Raw genomic sequence first — 19,012 nt, 5'->3', positions numbered from 1 at the left:
CTTAGGGTATAAGCAGTCATGGCATCACATTCTGTTAAACCTAAGTTTAGCCGATATACACAATTTCAACCCGACTTTATCGTTATCAGTGTTTCTGACGCAAGGTGCCATAACCCTCTGGTTATGGCACCTATACCCCTCATACTTCAAGTTGCATGCGTGTTGGCTTTCCTCGCTCACCCCAGTCACTTACTTGAGTAAGCTCCTGGGGATTCGCTGCGTCGCCGCCTTCCTGCAACTCGAATTATTTAGGGTAAATGCGTTTATAGTTATTACAGTTTTGCGCTGACCCAGCCTTTCACACTGGCTAACGCTGCAGGGAGAGCAGACGCATCGGTACCACCGGCCTGCGCCATATCCGGACGACCGCCCCCTTTACCGCCCACCTGCTGGGCGACCATACCAACCAGCTCCCCTGCTTTCACGCGGTCTGTCACATCCTTAGACACACCTGCAATCAGAGAAACCTTACCATCCGCTACCGTAGCTAATACAACGATCGTCGAACCGAGCTGGTTCTTCAGATCGTCAACCATGGTACGCAGCATTTTCGGCTCAACGCCGGTCAGTTCGCTGACCAGCAGCTTAACGCCGTTAATCTCTTCCGCTTTGCTGGAGAGGTTTGCGCTCTCCTGCGCCGCAGCCTGCTCTTTCAGCTGCTGCAGCTCTTTTTCCAGCTGACGGGTACGCTCCAGCGCGGCGCGAACCTTCTCGCCAAGATTGTGGCTGTCACCCTTCAGCAGCTGAGCGATATCATTGAGCTGATCGCTCTGCGCATGCAGGATGGCCATCGCGCCTTCGCCAGTCACCGCTTCGATACGGCGCACGCCAGCAGCGGTGCCGGACTCTGACGTGATGCGGAACAGGCCGATATCGCCGGTACGCGCCGCGTGAGTCCCGCCGCACAGCTCCGTGGAGAAATCGCCCATCCGCAGAACGCGCACGCGATCGTCGTATTTCTCGCCAAACAGCGCCATGGCGCCGGATGCGCGCGCGGCATCGATATCCATAATGTTGGTTTCGATAGCCAGGTTACGACGGATCTGCGTGTTGACCAGGTCTTCCACCGCACGAATTTCTTCCGGCTTCATCGCTTCAAAATGCGAGAAGTCAAAGCGCAGCGCTTTATCATTGACCAGCGAACCTTTCTGCGCCACATGGGTGCCGAGCACCTGGCGCAGCGCCGCGTGCATCAGGTGCGTCGCGGAGTGGTTGAGACGGATACGCTGACGGCGAGCCTCATCTACGTCGGCCTGCACCGCGTCACCCACTTTCAGTGAGCCGCTGGCGACTTTACCGATATGACCAATAGCCTGGCCGTACTTCTGCGTGTCGCTGACTGCGAAGGAGAAGCCCGCGCCTTTTAATTCGCCTTTATCGCCCACCTGGCCGCCGGACTCCGCATAGAACGGGGTCTGGTCAAGGATCACCACCGCTTCCTGGCCAGCGCTAACGCTATCCACCGCTTTGCCGTCGATAAACAGGGCGGTAACCTTGCCGTTCAGCTCCAGATGATCGTAGCCTTTAAATTCAGAGGCGCCGTCAACGCGGATCATCGCATTATAGTCGGCGCCGAAACCACTGGACTCGCGCGCGCGGCGGCGCTGCTCTTCCATCGCGGCTTCAAAACCAGCTTCATCAACCTTGATGTTGCGCTCGCGGCACACATCGGCGGTCAGGTCGACCGGGAAGCCGTAGGTGTCGTACAGACGGAAGGCGGTTTCGCCGTCCAGGGTGTCGCCTTTCAGCTTCGACAGCTCCTCATCCAGCAGCGCCAGGCCGCGCTCGAGGGTGCGGGCAAACTGCTCTTCTTCGGTTTTCAGCACCTGCTCAACCTGAGCCTGCTGCTGCTTCAGCTCGTCGCCGGCGGAGCCCATCACATCGATCAGCGGGGCAACCAGTTTCCAGAAGAAGGTGTCCTTCGCGCCCAGCATGTTGCCGTGACGGATCGCGCGGCGAATGATACGACGCAGCACGTAGCCGCGGTTTTCATTCGACGGGATCACGCCGTCGGCAACCAGGAAGGCGCAGGAGCGAATGTGGTCGGCGATAACGCGCAGCGACTTGTTCGTCAGATCGGTCGCGCCGGTGACTTTCGCCACGCTGGCGATCAGATCGCGGAACAGATCGATGTCATAGTTGGAGTTAACGTGCTGCAGCACCGCGGCAATACGCTCCAGACCCATACCGGTGTCGACGGACGGCTTCGGCAGCGGCTCCATGGTACCGTCAGCCTGACGGTTGAACTGCATGAAGACGATGTTCCAAATCTCAATGTAACGGTCGCCATCTTCTTCCGGGCTTCCCGGAGGGCCGCCCCAGATGTGATCGCCGTGGTCAAAGAAGATTTCGGTGCACGGGCCGCACGGACCGGTGTCGCCCATCTGCCAGAAGTTGTCAGAAGCAAACGGCGCGCCTTTGTTGTCGCCGATGCGGATAATACGCTCGCGCGGAACGCCTACTTCATTGGCCCAGATGTCGAAAGCTTCGTCATCGGTCTCGTAAACGGTAACCCACAGTTTTTCTTTCGGCAGCGCGAACCAGTTCTCACCGGTCAGCAGTTCCCACGCGTATTTGATGGCATCCTGCTTGAAGTAATCGCCAAAGCTGAAGTTGCCCAGCATTTCAAAGAAGGTGTGGTGACGCGCGGTGTAACCGACGTTTTCCAGATCGTTGTGTTTACCACCCGCACGCACGCAACGCTGTGCGGTGGTCGCACGCGAATAATTACGTTTGTCGAGACCAAGGAAGACATCCTTGAACTGGTTCATCCCTGCATTGGTAAACAGCAGGGTCGGATCGTTGTGCGGCACCAGGGAGCTGCTGGCAACTACCTGATGTCCCTTGCTATGGAAAAAGTCGAGAAACGCCTGACGGATCTCAGCGGTGCTCTTGCTCATAATTATCCTGAAATCAAGCTACACGTCATCCTTCAAGTCGCCTCTGTCCTGGCTGCGCTTGCTCTTCCGGCACCGAACTGACGTACGTTGCGAAAGAGAGTCTCTCTTGCCGCCCTGATGCAGCTTGAATGATTTTGTGTAAAGGAATAATCGCCCAGGCCGCTGCCTGCACAGTCACAACCAGCGGCCCGACGGAATAAAGTGGGAATAAGATAAGTTTTCTTTACGGCGAAGTAAAATCCCGGATGGGTCAATCTGCAAAATTTCGCCAGATTTCCTGGATATCTTCCATCAGGTAGCCGCGGTAAAGCAGGAATCGCTGAACTTTCACTTTTTCAGTAAAGGCGGAAGGTAACGGTTCGCCGTATTTACGCTGTGCCTGCTCCCTGGCAAGGCTCACCCAGTCGATATCGCATTCGCGCATCGCCTGGTCAACGACCTGGCGCGCAATGCCTTTCTGGCTGAGCTCCTGGCGAATGCGCGCCGGACCATAGCCTTTGCGGCTCCGGCTGGCGATGAACTGGCCGACGAAGCGGTTGTCGTCAAGGTAGCGGTTTTCGATACACCAGGCGACAACCTGCTCCAGCTCGTCGGGGGTGACGTCCAGCGCCTCAGGACCGTTTTTGCTCATCACCGGAGCGACCAGCTTGCGTCGCAGCTCCTGCTCGCTGTGGTCGCGCATCGCCAGAATGCGGATAGCACGGTCCAGCAGGCGGGCGTAGCCGGAGCGGCGTGATGAAGGTTCAGTCACAGGCACCTCGATAATCTCACAAAGCAAAAGGGCTGCCTAAGCAGCCCTGTCAGTCTTGCAGACGATATCAGAAATCCTGTTCGGTTTCTTCTGCGTCGTTGCCGTCAACAACGAAGTCTGGCTTCGCATCCTGATTGTTGAGCAGCAGTTCGCGCACTTTCTTCTCAATCTCTTTCGCCGCCGCCGGGTTCTCTTTCAGCCAGGTGATCGCGTTCGCTTTACCCTGACCGATTTTGTCGCCGTTGTAGCTATACCAGGCACCCGCTTTCTCAATCAGCTTCTCTTTCACGCCGAGGTCTACCAGCTCGCCGTAGAAGTTGATGCCTTCGCCGTAGAGGATCTGGAATTCGGCCTGTTTAAACGGCGCGGCGATCTTGTTTTTCACCACTTTGACGCGGGTTTCGCTGCCGACGACATTGTCGCCCTCTTTCACCGCGCCGATGCGGCGAATGTCCAGACGCACAGAGGCGTAGAACTTCAGCGCGTTACCACCGGTAGTGGTTTCCGGGTTACCGAACATCACGCCAATTTTCATACGGATCTGGTTGATAAAGATCAGCAGCGTGTTGGACTGCTTCAGGTTACCCGCCAGCTTACGCATCGCCTGGCTCATCATACGCGCCGCAAGGCCCATGTGAGAGTCGCCGATTTCGCCTTCGATTTCCGCTTTCGGCGTCAACGCCGCGACGGAGTCGACGACGATAACATCAACCGCGCCAGAGCGCGCCAGCGCGTCACAGATCTCCAGCGCCTGCTCGCCGGTGTCCGGCTGAGAACACAGCAGGTTGTCGATATCGACGCCCAGTTTGCGTGCATAGACCGGATCCAGCGCATGTTCAGCATCGATGAACGCACAGGTTTTACCTTCGCGCTGCGCTGCGGCGATAACCTGCAGCGTCAGGGTGGTTTTACCGGAGGATTCCGGACCGTAGATCTCGACGATACGGCCCATTGGCAGACCGCCGGCGCCCAGCGCGATATCCAGAGAAAGCGAGCCGGTGGAGATGGTTTCCACATCCATGGTGCGGTCTTCACCCAGGCGCATGATGGAGCCTTTACCGAATTGCTTTTCGATCTGGCCCAGTGCAGCCGCCAACGCTTTCTGTTTGTTTTCGTCGATCGCCATTGTTACTCCTAATCATGCAGGGTAAAGCGTGTTCGCTTCGCCGTTAATATTTGTTCAGTTGAGGCAATTATACTGTATGGTCATACAGTATCAAGTGTTTTGTAGAAATTGTTGCCAGAGCAGATTTAGCGCATAGGCCGTCGCCTGACGACGCACCGCTTCGCGGTCTCCGGCAAAGCATTCCCGCCGCGTCACCCCTTGCCCGCTCACGCTGGCGACGCCGAACCATACCGTGCCGACCGGCTTTTCGACGCTGCCGCCATCCGGCCCGGCGACGCCGCTAACGGAGATGGCATAATCCGCACGCGCCGCGCGCAGCGCGCCAATCGCCATCTCCACCACCACCGGTTCGCTTACCGCGCCGTTGTCGCGCAGCGTCGCTTCGCTGACGCCGATCATTTGCGATTTAGCTTCGTTGCTGTAGGTGACAAAGCCGCGTTCAAACCACGCCGAGCTGCCGGCAATATCGGTGATCGCTTTCGCAATCCAGCCGCCGGTACAGGATTCCGCCGTGGTCACCGTCGCCCCACGCGCCTTCAGCGCCCGGCCAATCTTCTCGCTTAGCTGCATTAATTCTGAATCGGTCATTATCGCCCCGCTTTGCTCTGGATAAAGAGGCCATCAAAGATAGCACTTTCGACAGAGATATGGGGATGAAGCGGCGATTTTACGAGGGGGGATCCAGAAATGGGTCGTCCTGTGATAACCAGGACGACCAGACAACCTGTTACTTCATGCTGTTAGCGATAAGCTCAACGTTGTGACGCATCATTTTGACGTAACTATCGGCGACGCCGCCCGGCTTAGATAGCGCTTCCGGATAGAGTTCGCCCCCCGGCTGCGCGCCGGTGGCGCTGGCAATCTGCTTCACCAGCCGCGGGTCAAGCTGGTTCTCCATAAACCAGGAATGGACGCCATCCGCTTTGATTTGCTTAATCAGCGCCGCCACCTGCGCCGCGCTAGCCTCGCTCTCTGAAGAGAGCCCCTGTGGCGCGAGGAAGGTCACGTGATAAGCCCGGCCAAAATAGCCGAAAGCGTCATGGCTGGTCAGGACCTTGCGCTTGGCCAGCGGAATGGCGCTGAACTGCGCTTTCGCCCAGCCGTCGAGAGACGTCAGCTGGTCGATATAGCGCTTGCCGCTGCTGGTCAACGCCGCTTTATCTTCCGGGTCGGCTTTCACCAGACCATCGAGGATATTCTGCGCATACAATGCGCCGTTCGCTGCGCTGTTCCAGGCGTGGGGATCGGTCACCGTTTTACCCTCTTCATCAAGGGTATGGGTCTTGACGCCTTTCGATGCCACCACCAGCTCGCCCTTAAAACCAGAGGCCTTAATCAGGCGATCCAGCCACCCTTCCAGCCCCAGGCCGTTAACCACCACCACGTCGGCCTTGCTGAGCAGCGCGCTATCCTTCGGAGACGGTTCGAAGGTGTGCGGATCGCCGTCCGGGCCGACCAGGGTATCCACATGGACATGCTCCCCGCCGACCTGCTGCGCTATATCACCCAACACCGAAAAACTGCTTACCACATTCAGCGTTTTCGCCATGGCCCCCTGCGCCATCAGGCCGAGGGCCAGCGCGACCACTATTGCACTACGTTTCATCATTTCCTTACCCCATCAATGTGCGCCAACCGACCAGCAGCCGGCTGCGCGTGCCAAAAAATAGCGAAACAAAAAACAGTGCGCTGGCGGTCAGCACAATAGCGGGCCCGGCGGGAAGACTAATCGCCCAGGAGAGGCTTAATCCCAGCCAGGCGCAGAGCGCGCCCATTCCCGCCGCCAGTAGCAGAATGCCCGGCAGCGTGCGCGCCCAGCAGCGCGCGGCGACCGCCGGGAGCATCATTACCCCTACCGCCATCAGCGTGCCGAGCACCTGAAACCCGGCCACCAGATTAAGCACCAGCAGCGCCAGAAAAAGCCCATGCAGCAGCGCAGGCAGCCGCCGGTGATTCACCTGCAGCCAGGCGCTGTCGAACGCCTCGCTGACCAGACCGCGGTAGCACAGCGCAATGCACAATAGCGTCAGGCTGGCGACGCCGCTGACAAACAGCGCCGCATCGCGGTCGACCGCCAGAATGGAGCCAAATAGCAGATGCAGGAGGTCCACGCTGGAGCCGCGCAGCGACACCAGGGTGACGCCCAGGGCCAGCGAGCCCAGATAAAATCCGGCAAAACTGGCGTCCTCTTTTAACGGTGTCCGCCGGCTCACCCACCCGGCCACCAAGGCAACCACGATACCGGCGATGAAGCCGCCGAGGGTCATGGCCAGCAGCGACATGCCGCTCAGCAGATACCCCACCGCCACGCCGGGGAGAATGGCGTGCGACAGCGCATCGCCCATCAGGCTCATGCGCCGCAGCAGCAGGAAGACGCCCAGCATGGTGGTGCTCAGCGACAGCGCCAGACACACCACGAGGGCCCGACGCATAAAGCCGAATTCAATGAAAGGCTGAAAGAAGGTATGCCAGATCATGCCGACCTCACATGACTGAAGGCCGGGAGCACCGCCCGGGTAGCGCCCCAGCAGGCGCGCTGGGGAGTCAGCAGCAGCGTCTCGGGGAAAAAGTCGGCCACCCGCTGGTTATCATGCAGCACCGCCAGGATGGTCTGTCCCTGCCGGTGCATCTCGAGGATCAAATCCATTAGTTCGCGACTGGTCGCTTCGTCGATACCGGTGAAGGGCTCGTCGAGCATCACCAGCGGCGCCTGCTGCACCATCACCCGGGCAAATAGCATGCGCTGAAACTGGCCGCCGGAGAGCGCTTCGATCGGCGTTTTCGCCAGGCCCGCCAGCCCGACCCGCTCCAGCACCGCGCCGATGCGTCGCCGGGTGCCGCCCCCCAGACCGCGCAGCAGCGACACGCCGGGCCATGCGCCCTGGCTTACCACATCCTGCACGTTGAGAGGAAACTGCGACTCGAGGGCATGGCGCTGCGCCAGCCAGCCGATCACCGGCCGTTTTCCCTGCCAGCGCAGGCGGCCACTGACCGGCGGAAGAAACCCGGCGAGGGTTTTCAGCAGCGTTGATTTTCCGCAGCCATTGAGGCCAACAATTGCCGTCAGGCTGCCGGGGCATATCATCCCGCTCAGCGGAGGGGTGATCGCTACCCCGTCATAGCCGGCGACCAGCTGCTCCAGTTCAATCATGGCAGCGTCACCGCCCACCAGGTTGCTAACCATAGCGCCGCCAGCAGCACGCCTGCGATAGCCGCGCGCGCCGCGCCGGATGCCATAAAAATCGATGTGAACATATCCCCGCCTCAATTTAATGTTATAACATAACAATAACGAAGCGAAGAAAGAATGTAAATCAGCGTCAGTCAGCGGAAATGTAACAAAGGTCAACAAGAGGCATGGAGACGGGAAAAAACGGGGGGATAAGCGCGGCCTCCCCGGCGTCATCCCCCGGTCGCGCTGCGCTTACCGGGGCTAGCAACCGGATACCAGACCGTAGCCCGGATAAGGCGCTACGCGCCGCTATCCGGGGAGGCTGGGAAATTGTCAGCCGGATGAAAGGATTAATAACCGCCGCGGGCCTGCGCAACCGCCAGACCCAGCTGCCAGACGGCCATCGCGTAGTGGGTGCTGTGGTTGTAGCGGGTGATGGTGTAGAAGTTCGGCAGCCCGTACCAGTACTCATAGCCGGTGCCGACGTCCAGCCGCAGCAGGCTGGCCTGCTGATGGTTACCCAGCGGCTGGGTCGGGGTCAGCCCTGCGGCCGCCAGCTGCGAAACGCTGTATTTAGTCTTGAAACCATTCTCCAGCCCCGGGGCCTGCCCCAGCGCCTGCACCGCCACCAGATCGCCGCTCACCCAGCCATGCTGTTTGAAGTAGTTGGCCACGCTGCCGATAGCATCCACCGGGTCCCACAGGTTGATATGTCCGTCACCGTTAAAATCGACCGCATACTGCTTATAGGAGGACGGCATAAACTGGCCGTAGCCCATCGCCCCGGCGAAAGAGCCTTTCAGATCCAGCGGGTCGTCGCTTTCGCTGCGCGCCATTAGCAGGAAAGTTTCCAGCTCCGACGAGAAGTATTCGGCGCGGCGCGGGTAGCTAAACGACAGCGTCGCCAGCGCGTCGAGGATCCGGGTTTTGCCCATCACCCGGCCCCAGCGAGTCTCCACGCCGATAATGCCGACGATGATTTCCGGCGGCACGCCGTAAACCTGATAAGCGCGGTTGAGCGCGTCCTGATACTGATTCCAGAACACCACGCCGTTCTGCACATTATCCGGGGTAATGAACTGTTTCTTGTAGCGCAGCCAGGCGCCGGTCGGCCCGGTTGGCGGCAGGCCGGTCGGCGCCTGACGATCCATCAGCCGCAGGACGTAATCCAGGCGCTTTGCCTGCGACAGGATCTCCTGCAGCTGCTGCCTGTCGAAGCCGTGCTTCGCCACCATCTTATCGATAAACTGCGCCGCCACCGGGTTGTTGGCGAAGTCGCCGCCCATCTGCATCACGTTATGCTGCGGTTCCAGCAAAAAGCCGCCGGTTCCACTCGCCATCTCCGTTTCCGCGGGGGTCTTGGGTTTGCTGCTGCAGGCAGCGAGGAGCACACAAAGGGGAAGTAAAGCCAGATAGCGACGCTTCAACATGGGAATTCCGTTTAACAAATTCAGCAAGGGATAATTATGGTAAAGCATGCGACGACCAACAAGAAAGCGACAATCTGTTTGTAGACAAAATAGTCCTTCAACGGCTCCTCCCCTGCGTGCTTTCATGCCCTGCAACATTTCATCTCGCCCGCATCATCTTTCAAAATAAAATATTTATCTTTCATTTTGCGATCCATTTAACACTTTTAAACCTTTCAAAATGATTAAAATCAGCCTGCGATTAGCAAGAAAAATAACATGCTGAAGGAGAGAACAATGATTGACGTCGTGACCCACGGCGCGGAGTGGTTTATCGGCCTGTTTCAGAAAGGCGGCGAGGTATTTACCGGCATGGTGACCGGGATCCTCCCCTTGCTGATCAGCCTGCTGGTGATCATGAACGCGCTGATCAACTTTATCGGCCAGCAGCGGATCGAGAAGCTGGCGCAGCGCTGCGCAGGAAACCCAATCTCCCGCTACCTGCTGCTACCCTGCATCGGCACCTTCGTGTTTTGTAACCCAATGACGTTAAGCCTCGGCCGGTTTATGCCAGAGAAGTACAAGCCCAGCTATTACGCGGCGGCGTCGTATAGCTGCCACTCAATGAACGGGCTGTTTCCACATATCAACCCCGGCGAGCTGTTCGTCTATCTCGGCATCGCCAACGGCCTCACTACCCTCGGCCTACCGCTCGGTCCGCTGGCGGTGAGCTACCTGCTGGTCGGGCTGGTGACTAACTTCTTCCGCGGCTGGGTCACCGACCTGACCACCTCGATTTTCGAGAGAAAAATGGCGATTCAGCTTTCCCAGAAAGTGCATCTGTCAGGAGCGACATCATGACCCGTATTCGTATAGAGAAAGGCACCGGCGGCTGGGGCGGCCCGCTTGAGCTCGACGCCGTCGAAGGCAAAAAGATCGTCTATATCACCGCCGGCACCCGCCCGGCGATCGTTGACCGCATCGCCAGCCTGACCGGCTGGCAGCCGGTGGACGGGTTTAAAGAGGGGGAACCAGCGGAAAGCGACATCGGCGTGGCAATTATCGACTGCGGGGGCACCCTGCGCTGCGGGCTCTATCCTAAGCGCCGCATCCCGACGGTGAATATCCATGCCACCGGCAAATCAGGGCCGCTGGCCCAGTACATCACGGAAGATATTTATGTCTCCGGCGTCAAAGAGGACAACATCCAGTGCATCGCTCCCGACAGCGCAGGGGTTTCCGAGCCGCCGGCGGAAAACAAGAGCGCGGGTCGCGATTACGACACCAGCAAGAAGATTACTGAACAGAGCGATGGCCTGCTGGCGAAGGTCGGGATGGGCATGGGTTCGGTGGTGGCGGTGCTCTTCCAGGCCGGGCGCGACACCATTGATACGGTGCTGAAAACCATTCTGCCGTTTATGGCTTTCGTCTCGGCGCTGATCGGCATCATCATGGCCTCCGGCATCGGCGACTGGATCGCCCACGGCCTGGCGCCGCTCGCCAGCCATCCGCTGGGACTGGTAACCCTGGCGCTGATTTGCTCTTTCCCGCTGCTGTCGCCGTTTCTCGGCCCCGGCGCGGTTATTGCCCAGGTGATCGGCGTGCTGATCGGCGTTCAAATCGGCCTCGGCAACATTCCGCCGCACCTCGCCCTGCCCGCCCTATTCGCCATTAACGCCCAGGCCGCCTGCGATTTTATTCCGGTAGGCCTGTCGCTAGCCGAAGCCCGCCAGGATACCGTGCGCGTCGGCGTGCCGTCGGTGCTGGTCAGCCGCTTTCTGACCGGCGCACCAACGGTGCTGATCGCGTGGTTCGTTTCCGGATTTATTTACCAGTAAGAGGTTCCTGCAGATGACTGTGATTTACCAGACCACCATTACGCACATCGGCGCCTGCGCGACGATGGCGCTGGAAGAGCAAATGCTGATCACCTTCCGCGAGGGCGCCCCGGCGGATATCGAAGAGTACTGCTTTATTCACAACCACGGCGAGCTTGCTGGCACGCTGCAGCCGGGGGCAGAGCTGCAGCTTGGCGAACAGCGCTACCTGGTGACCGCCGTCGGCGAGGTCGCTGAACAAAACCTGCGCGAGCTGGGCCACATCACCCTGCGCTTTGACGGCCATCGTGAAGCGGAGTTCCCAGGTACCGTCCATGTGGCGGGCCCGGTGCCGGACGCCATCGCGCCCGGCTGCGTACTGAAGTTTGTTGCTTAAAAGGAGAGAGAGATGAATCAGGTTGCTGTTGTCATTGGCGGTGGACAAACCTTAGGAGAGTTTCTGTGCCGCGGGCTGGCCGCCGAGGGCTACCGCGTGGCGGTGGTCGATATTCAGAGCGAAAAAGCCAGCCGCGTCGCCCAGGAGATTAACGCTGAGTATGGCGAAGGTATGGCGTACGGCTTCGGCGCCGACGCCACCAGCGAGGCCAGCGTCACCGCCCTGGCCCACGGGGTGGATGAGATTTTTTCGCGCGTCGACCTGCTGGTGTACAGCGCCGGGATCGCCAAGGCGGCGTTTATTAGCGACTTCGCGCTGGGGGATTTCGACCGCTCGCTGCAGGTCAATCTGGTGGGCTATTTTCTCTGCGCCCGCGAGTTCTCGCGGTTGATGATCCGCGACGGCATTAAGGGGCGGATCATTCAGATCAACTCGAAATCCGGCAAAGTCGGCAGTAAGCACAACTCCGGCTACAGCGCGGCGAAGTTCGGCGGCGTCGGGCTGACCCAGTCGCTGGCGCTGGATCTGGCGGAATATGGCATTACCGTGCATTCGCTGATGCTCGGCAATCTGCTGAAGTCGCCGATGTTCCAGTCGCTGCTGCCGCAGTATGCCACCAAGCTCGGTATCGATGAGAGCGAAGTCGAGCAGTACTACATCGACAAGGTGCCGCTGAAGCGCGGCTGCGAATATCAGGATGTGCTGAACGTATTGATGTTTTACGCTAGCCCACAGGCGTCGTACTGCACCGGGCAGTCAATCAACGTCACCGGCGGCCAGGTGATGTTTTAACAGGTTCCCGGATGGCGCTGCGCTTATCCGGGCTACAAAACTGTAGGTCGGGTAAGGCGTTAGCCGCCACCCGACAAAAAAACGGCACCGCGGGTCGCTCGGGTTAGGCGCTCGCGCCGTGACCTGGGCTGTTCCCGCCCCCCTTAAGGAGAGACCTATGGTTACTGCATTAATCATCGTCGCCGCCATCGCCTGGCTTACCCAGCTGGCCTTTGGCGGCTGGCAGATCCGCCGCTTCAATCGCGCCTTTGATAGCCTGTGCCAGCAGGGGCGGGTGGGCGTCGGCCGCTCCGCCGGGCGCTTTCAACCGCGCGCCATCGTCGCCATCGCCGTCGATGATAACGACCGCATTAGCGACACGCTGCTGATGAAAGGCTTCACCATTTTCGCCAGTCCGCAAAAGATCCCGGCTCTGGCAGGCAAACATATTGCGGAATTGCAGCCTGATGTGATCTTTCCCCATGATCCGCGCTGTCAGAATGCACTATCATTAGCGCTTAATCCGAAACATGGATAATTTCGTTGTAAAAGTAAATATCTTGCGAAATTATCACTTCGAAACTTAAACGCAGGATAGACGCCTATGAAACCACGTCAGCGCCAGGCAGCCATTCTCGAGTTCCTGCAGTCGCAGGGAAAATGCTCGGTCGAAGAGCTGGCGCAACACTTCGATACCACTGGCACCACCATCCGCAAGGATCTGGTCACGCTGGAAAACGCCGGCACCGTCATTCGCACCTACGGTGGCGTGGTACTCAACAAGGATGAAGCCGATCCGCCGATTGACCATAAAACGCTGATCAACACCCATAAAAAAGCCCAGATTGCCGAGGCCGCCGTGCGATACATCCACGATGGCGATTCAATTATCCTCGACGCCGGCAGCACCGTGCTGCAGATGGTGCCATTGCTGAGTCACTTTAATAACATCACGGTGATGACCAACAGCCTGCATATCGTCAACGCGCTATCAGAGTTCGATAACGAGCAGACCATCCTGATGCCGGGCGGCACCTTCCGTAAAAAATCGGCCTCTTTTCACGGCCAGCTGGCGGAAAACGCCTTCGAACAGTTCAGCTTCGACAAGCTGTTTATGGGCACCGACGGTATCGATCTGAACGCCGGAGTCACTACCTTTAATGAGGTCTATACCGTCAGCAAAGCGATGTGCAACGCCGCCCGCGAAGTGATCCTGATGGCCGACTCATCCAAGTTTGGTCGTAAAAGCCCCAATATTGTCTGCGGCCTTGAACGCGTGGATAAATTGATTACCGATGCCGATATTGACCCGGAATTCCAGCGGGCGCTGGAAGCCAAAGGCATAGCAGTCATTATTACTGGAGAACATCATGAGTAACTTTTTGTTAGAGGCCGGACGCCAGACCCTGATGCTTGAGCTGCAGGAGGCGAGCCGCCTGCCGGAGCGCCTGGGCGACGACTTCATCCGCGCGGCGGAAACCATTATCCACTGCGAGGGCAAACTGATTGTCTCCGGTATCGGTAAATCCGGCCACATCGGTAAAAAGCTGGCGGCAACATTCGCCAGCACCGGCACCCCGGCCTTTTTCGTCCATCCGGCGGAAGCCCTGCACGGCGATCTCGGCATGCTCGATAGCCGCGACGTGATGCTGTTTATCTCCTACTCCGGTAGCGCGAAAGAGCTGGATCTCATCGTGCCGCGGCTGGAAGAAAAAGGCATTCCGCTGCTGGCGATGACCGGCAAATCCACCTCGCCGCTGGCGCTGGCGGCGAAAGCGGTGCTGGATATCGCCGTGGAGCGCGAGGCCTGCCCGATGCATCTGGCGCCAACCTCCAGCACCGTCAATACGCTGATGCTGGGCGACGCGTTGGCGATGGCGGTGATGCAGGCGCGCGGTTTCAATGAAGAGGATTTCGCCCGTTCCCACCCGGCGGGCGCCCTCGGCGCGCGGCTGCTGAACAAAGTGCATCACCTGATGCGTCGTGATGAAGAAGTGCCGCGGGTCAATACCGAGGCTAACGTCATGGACGCCATGCTCGAACTAAGCCGAACCGGACTCGGCCTGGTGGCGGTCTGCGATGAAGCCAACCGCGTGCAGGGCGTTTTCACCGACGGCGACCTGCGCCGCTGGCTGGTTGCTGGCGGTACGCTCAACGATGGCGTCACTCGGGCGATGACCCGCAACGGCGTAACGCTGCAGGCGGATAGCCGCGCGGTGGAAGCCAAAGAGCGGCTGATGAAACACAAAATCAGCGCCGCGCCGGTAGTGGATGAGAACGGCCAACTGGTCGGCGCCATTAACCTGCAGAACTTTTACCAGGCGGGGATCCTTTAAGCCCCAGACGTTTCGCCAGCCGATGCAGGTTGGCGACGTCCAGTTCCAGCGCTCGGGCGGTCGCCGCCCAGTTGCCCTGGTTAGCCTCCAGCGCGCGGCTAATGGCTTCTCGCTGAAAAGAGTCGGTCGCCTCGCGCAGATTGATGTTTCCCGTCGCGGGCGCCGCTGCCGCCATCTCAGTCGGCAACATCGGCGCCGCCACCGCAAACTGGAAATGCTGCGGCTCCAGGACCACTTCATCACCGGCCTGGGTGGCCCGCGCCAGCACCACCGCCCGATGGATAGCATGCTCCAGTTCGCGCACGTTGCCCGGCCAGGACCACTGCTGCAGCCGGTTTCGCGCCGCCTCAGCCAAAATGACCCGCGCCAGCCCCATCCGCAGGCGGCACTGCTCACAGAAATAGCCCGCCAGCAGCACCACGTCACTTTCCCGCTCGCGTAGCGGCGGAACCGACAGCGGGAAGACGCTCAGCCGATGGTACAGGTCGGCGCGAAAGCGCCCTTCCACCACCTCCTGGCGCAGATCGCGGTTCGTCGCCGCCAGCACCCGCACATCGACCCGCAGGCTGCGGTCATCGCCGACGCGCTGAATATCGCCATACTGCAGCACGCGCAGCAGTTTGGCCTGCAACGCCAGCGACAGTTCGCCGATTTCGTCAAGAAACAGGGTGCCGTTATCCGCCATCTCAAATTTACCGCTGCGGTTGCTGATAGCCCCGGTAAATGCCCCTTTCACATGGCCGAACAGCTCGCTCTCCGCTACGCTTTCCGGCAGCGCCGCGCAGTTGAGGTACACCAGAGGGTTGGCGGCTCGCGGCGACCCCTGATGCACCGCCTTCGCCACCAGCTCTTTGCCGGTGCCGGTTTCGCCGCTGATCAGCACGTTTAAATCCGAGGCGGCGACGATATCGATCTCTTTTTTCAGCTGCAGCATGGGCCCCGACAGGCCGATGATCTCCTGGCGCTCCGGCAGCGGGTAATTCACCGCCTGCGCCGGCAGGACGTTTTGCGCTTCAAGGCGGGCGATAAGCAGCGCATTATTCAGCGCCCCGGCCACCAGCGCGGCAATCAGCCGCAGCTCTTCATCGCTGAAGCTATCGAAACGATCGGCATCCATGCCGTCCAGGGTCAGCGCGCCAATCAGCGTCTGCCCGGCAAACAGCGGCAGTCCCACGCAGGCATGGACTTTGAGGCTCTCATGACCGGGGATCAGCCCGTCATAGGGGTCGGGCAGGTCGCTATCCGCCGGGAAGCGCACCACATCCCCGGCGCGCGCAATCGCCTCCAGCCGCGGGTGTCCTTCCAGGGCAAAGCGCCGACCGAGCACATCCTGCGCCAGGCCATCGATCGCCAGCGGCACAAACTGATGCGCCTCATAGCGCAGCAGCGCCGAGGCATCGCAGCCAAGAATTTGCCGCAGGGTAGTAATCAGGCGCGAAAAGCGGTCGGTGTGACCAATATCGCTTTGTAAATCTATGGCGATTCTCGCCAGCTCGTCGACGGAAAAACTCATTGCCGCTCCATTGTCATTTTGACAATACGCATTGTCATATCGACTATTTTAACCATTGTCATTTTGACAACAACCAAAATCAGAAAAAATTAAAAACAGATAATTATCAATGAATTAAAAAGTTGGCACGCAACTTGATATAAGCCAGTCAACTGAGTTTAAACACACTGTATTGATTGAGGTTGCTATGTCTATTGTGGTGAAAAATAACATTCTTTGGGTTGGCCAACGTGACTGGGAAGTGCGTGATTTCCACGGCACCGAATATAAAACGCTGCGCGGCAGCAGCTACAACAGCTATCTCATCCGCGAAGAGAAAAACGTGCTGATCGATACCGTCGATCATAAATTCAGCCGCGAGTTCGTACAGAACCTGCGCCGCGAAATCGACCTCGCCGACCTCGACTATATCGTCATTAACCACGCCGAAGAGGACCATGCCGGCGCGCTGACCGAACTGATGATGCGGATCCCGGATACGCCGATCTACTGCACCGCCAACGCCATCGACTCGATCAACGGCCACCATCATCATCCGGAGTGGAACTTCCACGTGGTGAAAACCGGCGATACTCTCGACATCGGTAACGGTAAACAGCTGATCTTCGTGGAAACGCCGATGCTGCACTGGCCGGACAGCATGATGACCTACCTGACCGGCGACGCGGTGCTGTTCAGCAACGACGCCTTCGGCCAGCACTATTGCGACGAACATCTGTTCAACGATGAAGTGGACCAGACTGAACTGTACGAACAGTGCCAGCGCTACTACGCCAACATCCTGACGCCCTTCAGCCGCCTGGTGACGCCGAAAATTACTGAAATCCTCGGCTTCAACCTGCCGGTGGAGATGATTGCCACCTCCCACGGCGTGGTCTGGCGCGATAACCCGACGCAAATCGTCGAGAAATACCTCGAGTGGGCGGCGGATTATCAGGAAGATCGCATCACCATCTTTTACGACACCATGTCCAATAATACCCGCATGATGGCGGACGCCATTGCCCAGGGGATCACCGAGGTTGACCCACGGGTAGCGGTGAAAATCTTTAACGTCGCCCGCAGCGACAAAAACGACATCCTCACCAATGTTTTCCGCTCGAAAGGCGTACTTGTCGGCACGTCCACCATGAACAACGTGATGATGCCGAAAATCGCCGGGCTGGTGGAAGAGATGACCGGGCTGCGTTTTCGCAATAAACGCGCCAGCGCCTTTGGCTCGCACGGCTGGAGCGGCGGCGCGGTAGACCGCCTGTCCACCCGCCTGCAGGATGCCGGCTTTGAGATGTCGCTGAGCCTGAAAGCCAAATGGCGCCCGGATATCGACGCGCTGGAGCTGTGCCGCCAACACGGTCGCGACATCGCTCGCCAATGGGCCCTCTCGCCGCTGCCGGTTGCTGAAGCAGCGACAACGCCGGAACCACAGGACTGCGCCTGTGCCGCGGCCGCGGCCGCCGATCTCGGTCCCATGATGCAGTGCAGCGTGTGCCAGTGGGTCTATGACCCGGCGAAAGGCGAACCTAATCAGGATGTACAGCCGGGTACGCCGTGGAGCGAAGTGCCGGACAATTTCCTCTGCCCTGAGTGTTCTCTTGGCAAAGATGTCTTTGACGTACTGGCGACGGAGGCAAAATGAGTGATGGCATCGTCATCATCGGCTCGGGCTTCGCGGCCCGCCAGCTGGTGAAAAATATTCGTAAGCAGGATGCGCAAATCCCGCTGACCCTCATCGCCGCCGATAGCATGGATGAATACAACAAACCGGACCTCAGCCATGTCATCAGCCGCGGACAGAAGGCCGACGATCTGACCCTGCAAAGCGCCGGCGAGTTCGCCGAGCAGTACACTCTGCGTCTGTTTCCCCATACCTGGGTAAGCGATATCGACGCCGGAAACCGGTTAGTGAAGAGCCACGATAACCAGTGGCGCTACGACAAACTGGTGCTGGCCACCGGCGCGACGCCGTTTATCCCGTCGGTGCCGGGGCGCGAGCTGATGCTAACGCTCAATAGCCAGCGCGAATATGGCGCGGCGCAGAGCCGGCTGCACGACGCGAAGCGCGTGCTGATCGTCGGCGGCGGCCTGATTGGCTGCGAACTGGCGATGGATTTCTGCCGCGCCGGTAAAGCGGTAACGGTAGTCGATAACTCCGCCAGCGTGCTGGCGGCGCTGATGCCGCCGGAGGCCAGCAGCCGCCTGCAGCATCGGCTCACCGAGATGGGCGTACATCTGATGCTGAAAACGCAGCTGGAGGGGCTGGAGCAAACCGCCGACGGCATTCGCGTCAGTCTCGATCGCCAGCGCGCGATAACCGTCGATGCGGTGGTGGCCGCCGCCGGCCTGCGCCCGGAAACGTCGCTGGCGCGCCACGCCGGACTGCAGATTAACCGCGGTATTGTGGTCAATAGCCAGCTGCAAACCAGCGACCCGGCGATTTATGCGCTCGGCGACTGTGCGGAAATCAACGGCGTGGTACTGCCGTTCCTGCAGCCGATTTTACTCAGCGCCATGTGCCTGAGTAAAAATCTGCTGGCGCAGGCGGGAGAACTCAAGCTGCCGCCAATGCTGGTGAAGGTGAAAACCCCGGATCTGCCGCTGCATCTGGCCGGCGACACCCGCCGCGACGATCTGACGTGGAACATCGTGGCCGCCAAAGAGGGGCTGGTGGCGAAAGGCGTGGATGCCGAAAACCAGCTGCGCGCCTTTGTGGTCAGCGAAGACAAAATGAAGGAAGCCTTTGCGCTGCTCAAACAACTGGTAAGTTGATGGTTTTCCCGGCTTGCGGCGTAAACGCCTTAGCCGGGCTACGGTATTGTTCTG

At 59.2% G+C, this 19,012-nt stretch carries 18 protein-coding genes; 9 read left to right on the top strand and 9 right to left on the bottom strand.

Annotated elements, in window-relative coordinates; translation table 11 throughout:
* Window positions 1-272: 272 nt before the first annotated feature.
* The 8 genes from alaS to mltB form a co-directional block, all read right to left on the bottom strand.
* Complete coding sequence (gene alaS / locus KHQ23_RS15920) at window positions 273-2,900, bottom strand: alanine--tRNA ligase (RefSeq protein ID WP_047693846.1); 2,628 nt, start codon at window positions 2,898-2,900, stop codon at window positions 273-275.
* 250 nt (window positions 2,901-3,150) lie between these two features.
* Window positions 3,151-3,651, bottom strand: a complete 501-nt coding sequence (recX, locus tag KHQ23_RS15915; protein ID WP_004213244.1) for a recombination regulator RecX — start codon at window positions 3,649-3,651, stop codon at window positions 3,151-3,153.
* 67 nt (window positions 3,652-3,718) lie between these two features.
* Window positions 3,719-4,777: a recombinase RecA gene (gene recA / locus KHQ23_RS15910; RefSeq protein ID WP_002914769.1), complete on the bottom strand. Its 1,059-nt coding sequence runs from the start codon at window positions 4,775-4,777 to the stop codon at window positions 3,719-3,721.
* Window positions 4,778-4,867: 90 nt separating this feature from the next.
* Complete coding sequence (gene pncC, locus KHQ23_RS15905) at window positions 4,868-5,365, bottom strand: nicotinamide-nucleotide amidase (RefSeq protein WP_002914771.1); 498 nt, start codon at window positions 5,363-5,365, stop codon at window positions 4,868-4,870.
* Window positions 5,366-5,504: 139 nt separating this feature from the next.
* A complete protein-coding gene (locus tag KHQ23_RS15900) occupies window positions 5,505-6,383 on the bottom strand; it encodes a metal ABC transporter substrate-binding protein (protein WP_211776848.1) in 879 nt (292 codons plus the stop codon).
* 7 nt (window positions 6,384-6,390) lie between these two features.
* Window positions 6,391-7,254 (bottom strand): metal ABC transporter permease, encoded by an 864-nt coding sequence (locus tag KHQ23_RS15895; protein ID WP_004149458.1) that lies wholly within the window; start codon window positions 7,252-7,254, stop codon window positions 6,391-6,393.
* Window positions 7,251-7,961 (bottom strand): metal ABC transporter ATP-binding protein, encoded by a 711-nt coding sequence (locus KHQ23_RS15890; protein ID WP_015958867.1) that lies wholly within the window; start codon window positions 7,959-7,961, stop codon window positions 7,251-7,253. Before KHQ23_RS15890 ends, KHQ23_RS15895 begins: the two co-directional genes overlap by 4 nt.
* Before the next feature lie 338 nt (window positions 7,962-8,299).
* On the bottom strand, window positions 8,300-9,379 hold the full coding sequence (gene mltB / locus KHQ23_RS15885) for a lytic murein transglycosylase B (protein WP_032434958.1): 1,080 nt from the start codon (window positions 9,377-9,379) through the stop codon (window positions 8,300-8,302).
* Window positions 9,380-9,655: 276 nt separating this feature from the next.
* Here mltB and KHQ23_RS15880 point away from each other — a divergent pair, with 276 nt between their 5' ends.
* The 7 genes from KHQ23_RS15880 (at window position 9,656) to gutQ (ending at window position 14,679) form a co-directional block, all read left to right on the top strand.
* The gene (locus tag KHQ23_RS15880; RefSeq protein WP_002914812.1) at window positions 9,656-10,219 is read left to right on the top strand and encodes a PTS glucitol/sorbitol transporter subunit IIC; all 564 of its coding nucleotides are present in this window, start codon (window positions 9,656-9,658) and stop codon (window positions 10,217-10,219) included.
* Complete coding sequence (locus KHQ23_RS15875; protein ID WP_004149462.1) at window positions 10,216-11,196, top strand: PTS glucitol/sorbitol transporter subunit IIB; 981 nt, start codon at window positions 10,216-10,218, stop codon at window positions 11,194-11,196. The genes KHQ23_RS15880 and KHQ23_RS15875 overlap by 4 nt, the downstream gene beginning before the upstream one ends.
* 13 nt (window positions 11,197-11,209) lie before the next feature.
* A complete protein-coding gene (gene srlB / locus KHQ23_RS15870; RefSeq protein WP_032434959.1) occupies window positions 11,210-11,572 on the top strand; it encodes a PTS glucitol/sorbitol transporter subunit IIA in 363 nt (120 codons plus the stop codon).
* A gap of 12 nt (window positions 11,573-11,584) precedes the next feature.
* Window positions 11,585-12,364, top strand: a complete 780-nt coding sequence (gene srlD / locus KHQ23_RS15865; protein ID WP_002914815.1) for a sorbitol-6-phosphate dehydrogenase — start codon at window positions 11,585-11,587, stop codon at window positions 12,362-12,364.
* Between the two features lie 157 nt (window positions 12,365-12,521).
* Complete coding sequence (gutM, locus tag KHQ23_RS15860; protein ID WP_004145754.1) at window positions 12,522-12,881, top strand: transcriptional regulator GutM; 360 nt, start codon at window positions 12,522-12,524, stop codon at window positions 12,879-12,881.
* Between the two features lie 66 nt (window positions 12,882-12,947).
* On the top strand, window positions 12,948-13,721 hold the full coding sequence (locus KHQ23_RS15855) for a DNA-binding transcriptional repressor (RefSeq protein WP_004181024.1): 774 nt from the start codon (window positions 12,948-12,950) through the stop codon (window positions 13,719-13,721).
* On the top strand, window positions 13,714-14,679 hold the full coding sequence (gene gutQ / locus KHQ23_RS15850) for an arabinose-5-phosphate isomerase GutQ (protein ID WP_004174691.1): 966 nt from the start codon (window positions 13,714-13,716) through the stop codon (window positions 14,677-14,679). Before KHQ23_RS15855 ends, gutQ begins: the two co-directional genes overlap by 8 nt.
* Here gutQ and norR read toward each other — a convergent pair.
* A complete protein-coding gene (gene norR / locus KHQ23_RS15845) occupies window positions 14,642-16,192 on the bottom strand; it encodes a nitric oxide reductase transcriptional regulator NorR (RefSeq protein ID WP_032434960.1) in 1,551 nt (516 codons plus the stop codon). The two genes, gutQ and norR, sit on opposite strands and share 38 nt — an antisense overlap.
* Window positions 16,193-16,379: 187 nt before the next feature.
* Between norR and norV the strand changes: the two genes are divergently transcribed.
* Both norV and norW read left to right on the top strand, forming a co-directional pair.
* Window positions 16,380-17,828 carry an anaerobic nitric oxide reductase flavorubredoxin gene (gene norV, locus KHQ23_RS15840; RefSeq protein WP_211776846.1) on the top strand — a complete coding sequence of 483 codons (1,449 nt, stop codon included), beginning with the start codon at window positions 16,380-16,382 and terminating at the stop codon, window positions 17,826-17,828.
* Window positions 17,825-18,958 (top strand): NADH:flavorubredoxin reductase NorW, encoded by a 1,134-nt coding sequence (norW, locus tag KHQ23_RS15835; RefSeq protein WP_032434961.1) that lies wholly within the window; start codon window positions 17,825-17,827, stop codon window positions 18,956-18,958. Before norV ends, norW begins: the two co-directional genes overlap by 4 nt.
* The last annotated feature ends 54 nt before the right edge of the window (window positions 18,959-19,012 follow it).

The sequence above is a fragment of the Klebsiella sp. 64 genome (assembly GCF_018223915.1).
GTDB classification, from domain to species: Bacteria; Pseudomonadota; Gammaproteobacteria; order Enterobacterales; family Enterobacteriaceae; genus Klebsiella; species Klebsiella pneumoniae.
This window is presented reverse-complemented; position numbering and strand designations above follow the sequence as displayed.

Coding starts and splice junctions, on each gene's coding strand:
- norR (WP_032434960.1), bottom strand. CDS start 16,192: ATGAGTTTTTCCGTCGACGAGCTGGCGAGAATCGCCATAGATTTACAA.
- srlB (WP_032434959.1), top strand. CDS start 11,210: ATGACTGTGATTTACCAGACCACCATTACGCACATCGGCGCCTGCGCG.
- KHQ23_RS15895 (WP_004149458.1), bottom strand. CDS start 7,254: ATGATCTGGCATACCTTCTTTCAGCCTTTCATTGAATTCGGCTTTATG.
- recA (WP_002914769.1), bottom strand. CDS start 4,777: ATGGCGATCGACGAAAACAAACAGAAAGCGTTGGCGGCTGCACTGGGC.
- srlD (WP_002914815.1), top strand. CDS start 11,585: ATGAATCAGGTTGCTGTTGTCATTGGCGGTGGACAAACCTTAGGAGAG.
- norW (WP_032434961.1), top strand. CDS start 17,825: ATGAGTGATGGCATCGTCATCATCGGCTCGGGCTTCGCGGCCCGCCAG.
- KHQ23_RS15890 (WP_015958867.1), bottom strand. CDS start 7,961: ATGGTTAGCAACCTGGTGGGCGGTGACGCTGCCATGATTGAACTGGAG.
- KHQ23_RS15900 (WP_211776848.1), bottom strand. CDS start 6,383: ATGAAACGTAGTGCAATAGTGGTCGCGCTGGCCCTCGGCCTGATGGCG.
- mltB (WP_032434958.1), bottom strand. CDS start 9,379: ATGTTGAAGCGTCGCTATCTGGCTTTACTTCCCCTTTGTGTGCTCCTC.
- KHQ23_RS15855 (WP_004181024.1), top strand. CDS start 12,948: ATGAAACCACGTCAGCGCCAGGCAGCCATTCTCGAGTTCCTGCAGTCG.
- KHQ23_RS15880 (WP_002914812.1), top strand. CDS start 9,656: ATGATTGACGTCGTGACCCACGGCGCGGAGTGGTTTATCGGCCTGTTT.
- gutM (WP_004145754.1), top strand. CDS start 12,522: ATGGTTACTGCATTAATCATCGTCGCCGCCATCGCCTGGCTTACCCAG.
- gutQ (WP_004174691.1), top strand. CDS start 13,714: ATGAGTAACTTTTTGTTAGAGGCCGGACGCCAGACCCTGATGCTTGAG.
- KHQ23_RS15875 (WP_004149462.1), top strand. CDS start 10,216: ATGACCCGTATTCGTATAGAGAAAGGCACCGGCGGCTGGGGCGGCCCG.
- alaS (WP_047693846.1), bottom strand. CDS start 2,900: ATGAGCAAGAGCACCGCTGAGATCCGTCAGGCGTTTCTCGACTTTTTC.
- norV (WP_211776846.1), top strand. CDS start 16,380: ATGTCTATTGTGGTGAAAAATAACATTCTTTGGGTTGGCCAACGTGAC.
- pncC (WP_002914771.1), bottom strand. CDS start 5,365: ATGACCGATTCAGAATTAATGCAGCTAAGCGAGAAGATTGGCCGGGCG.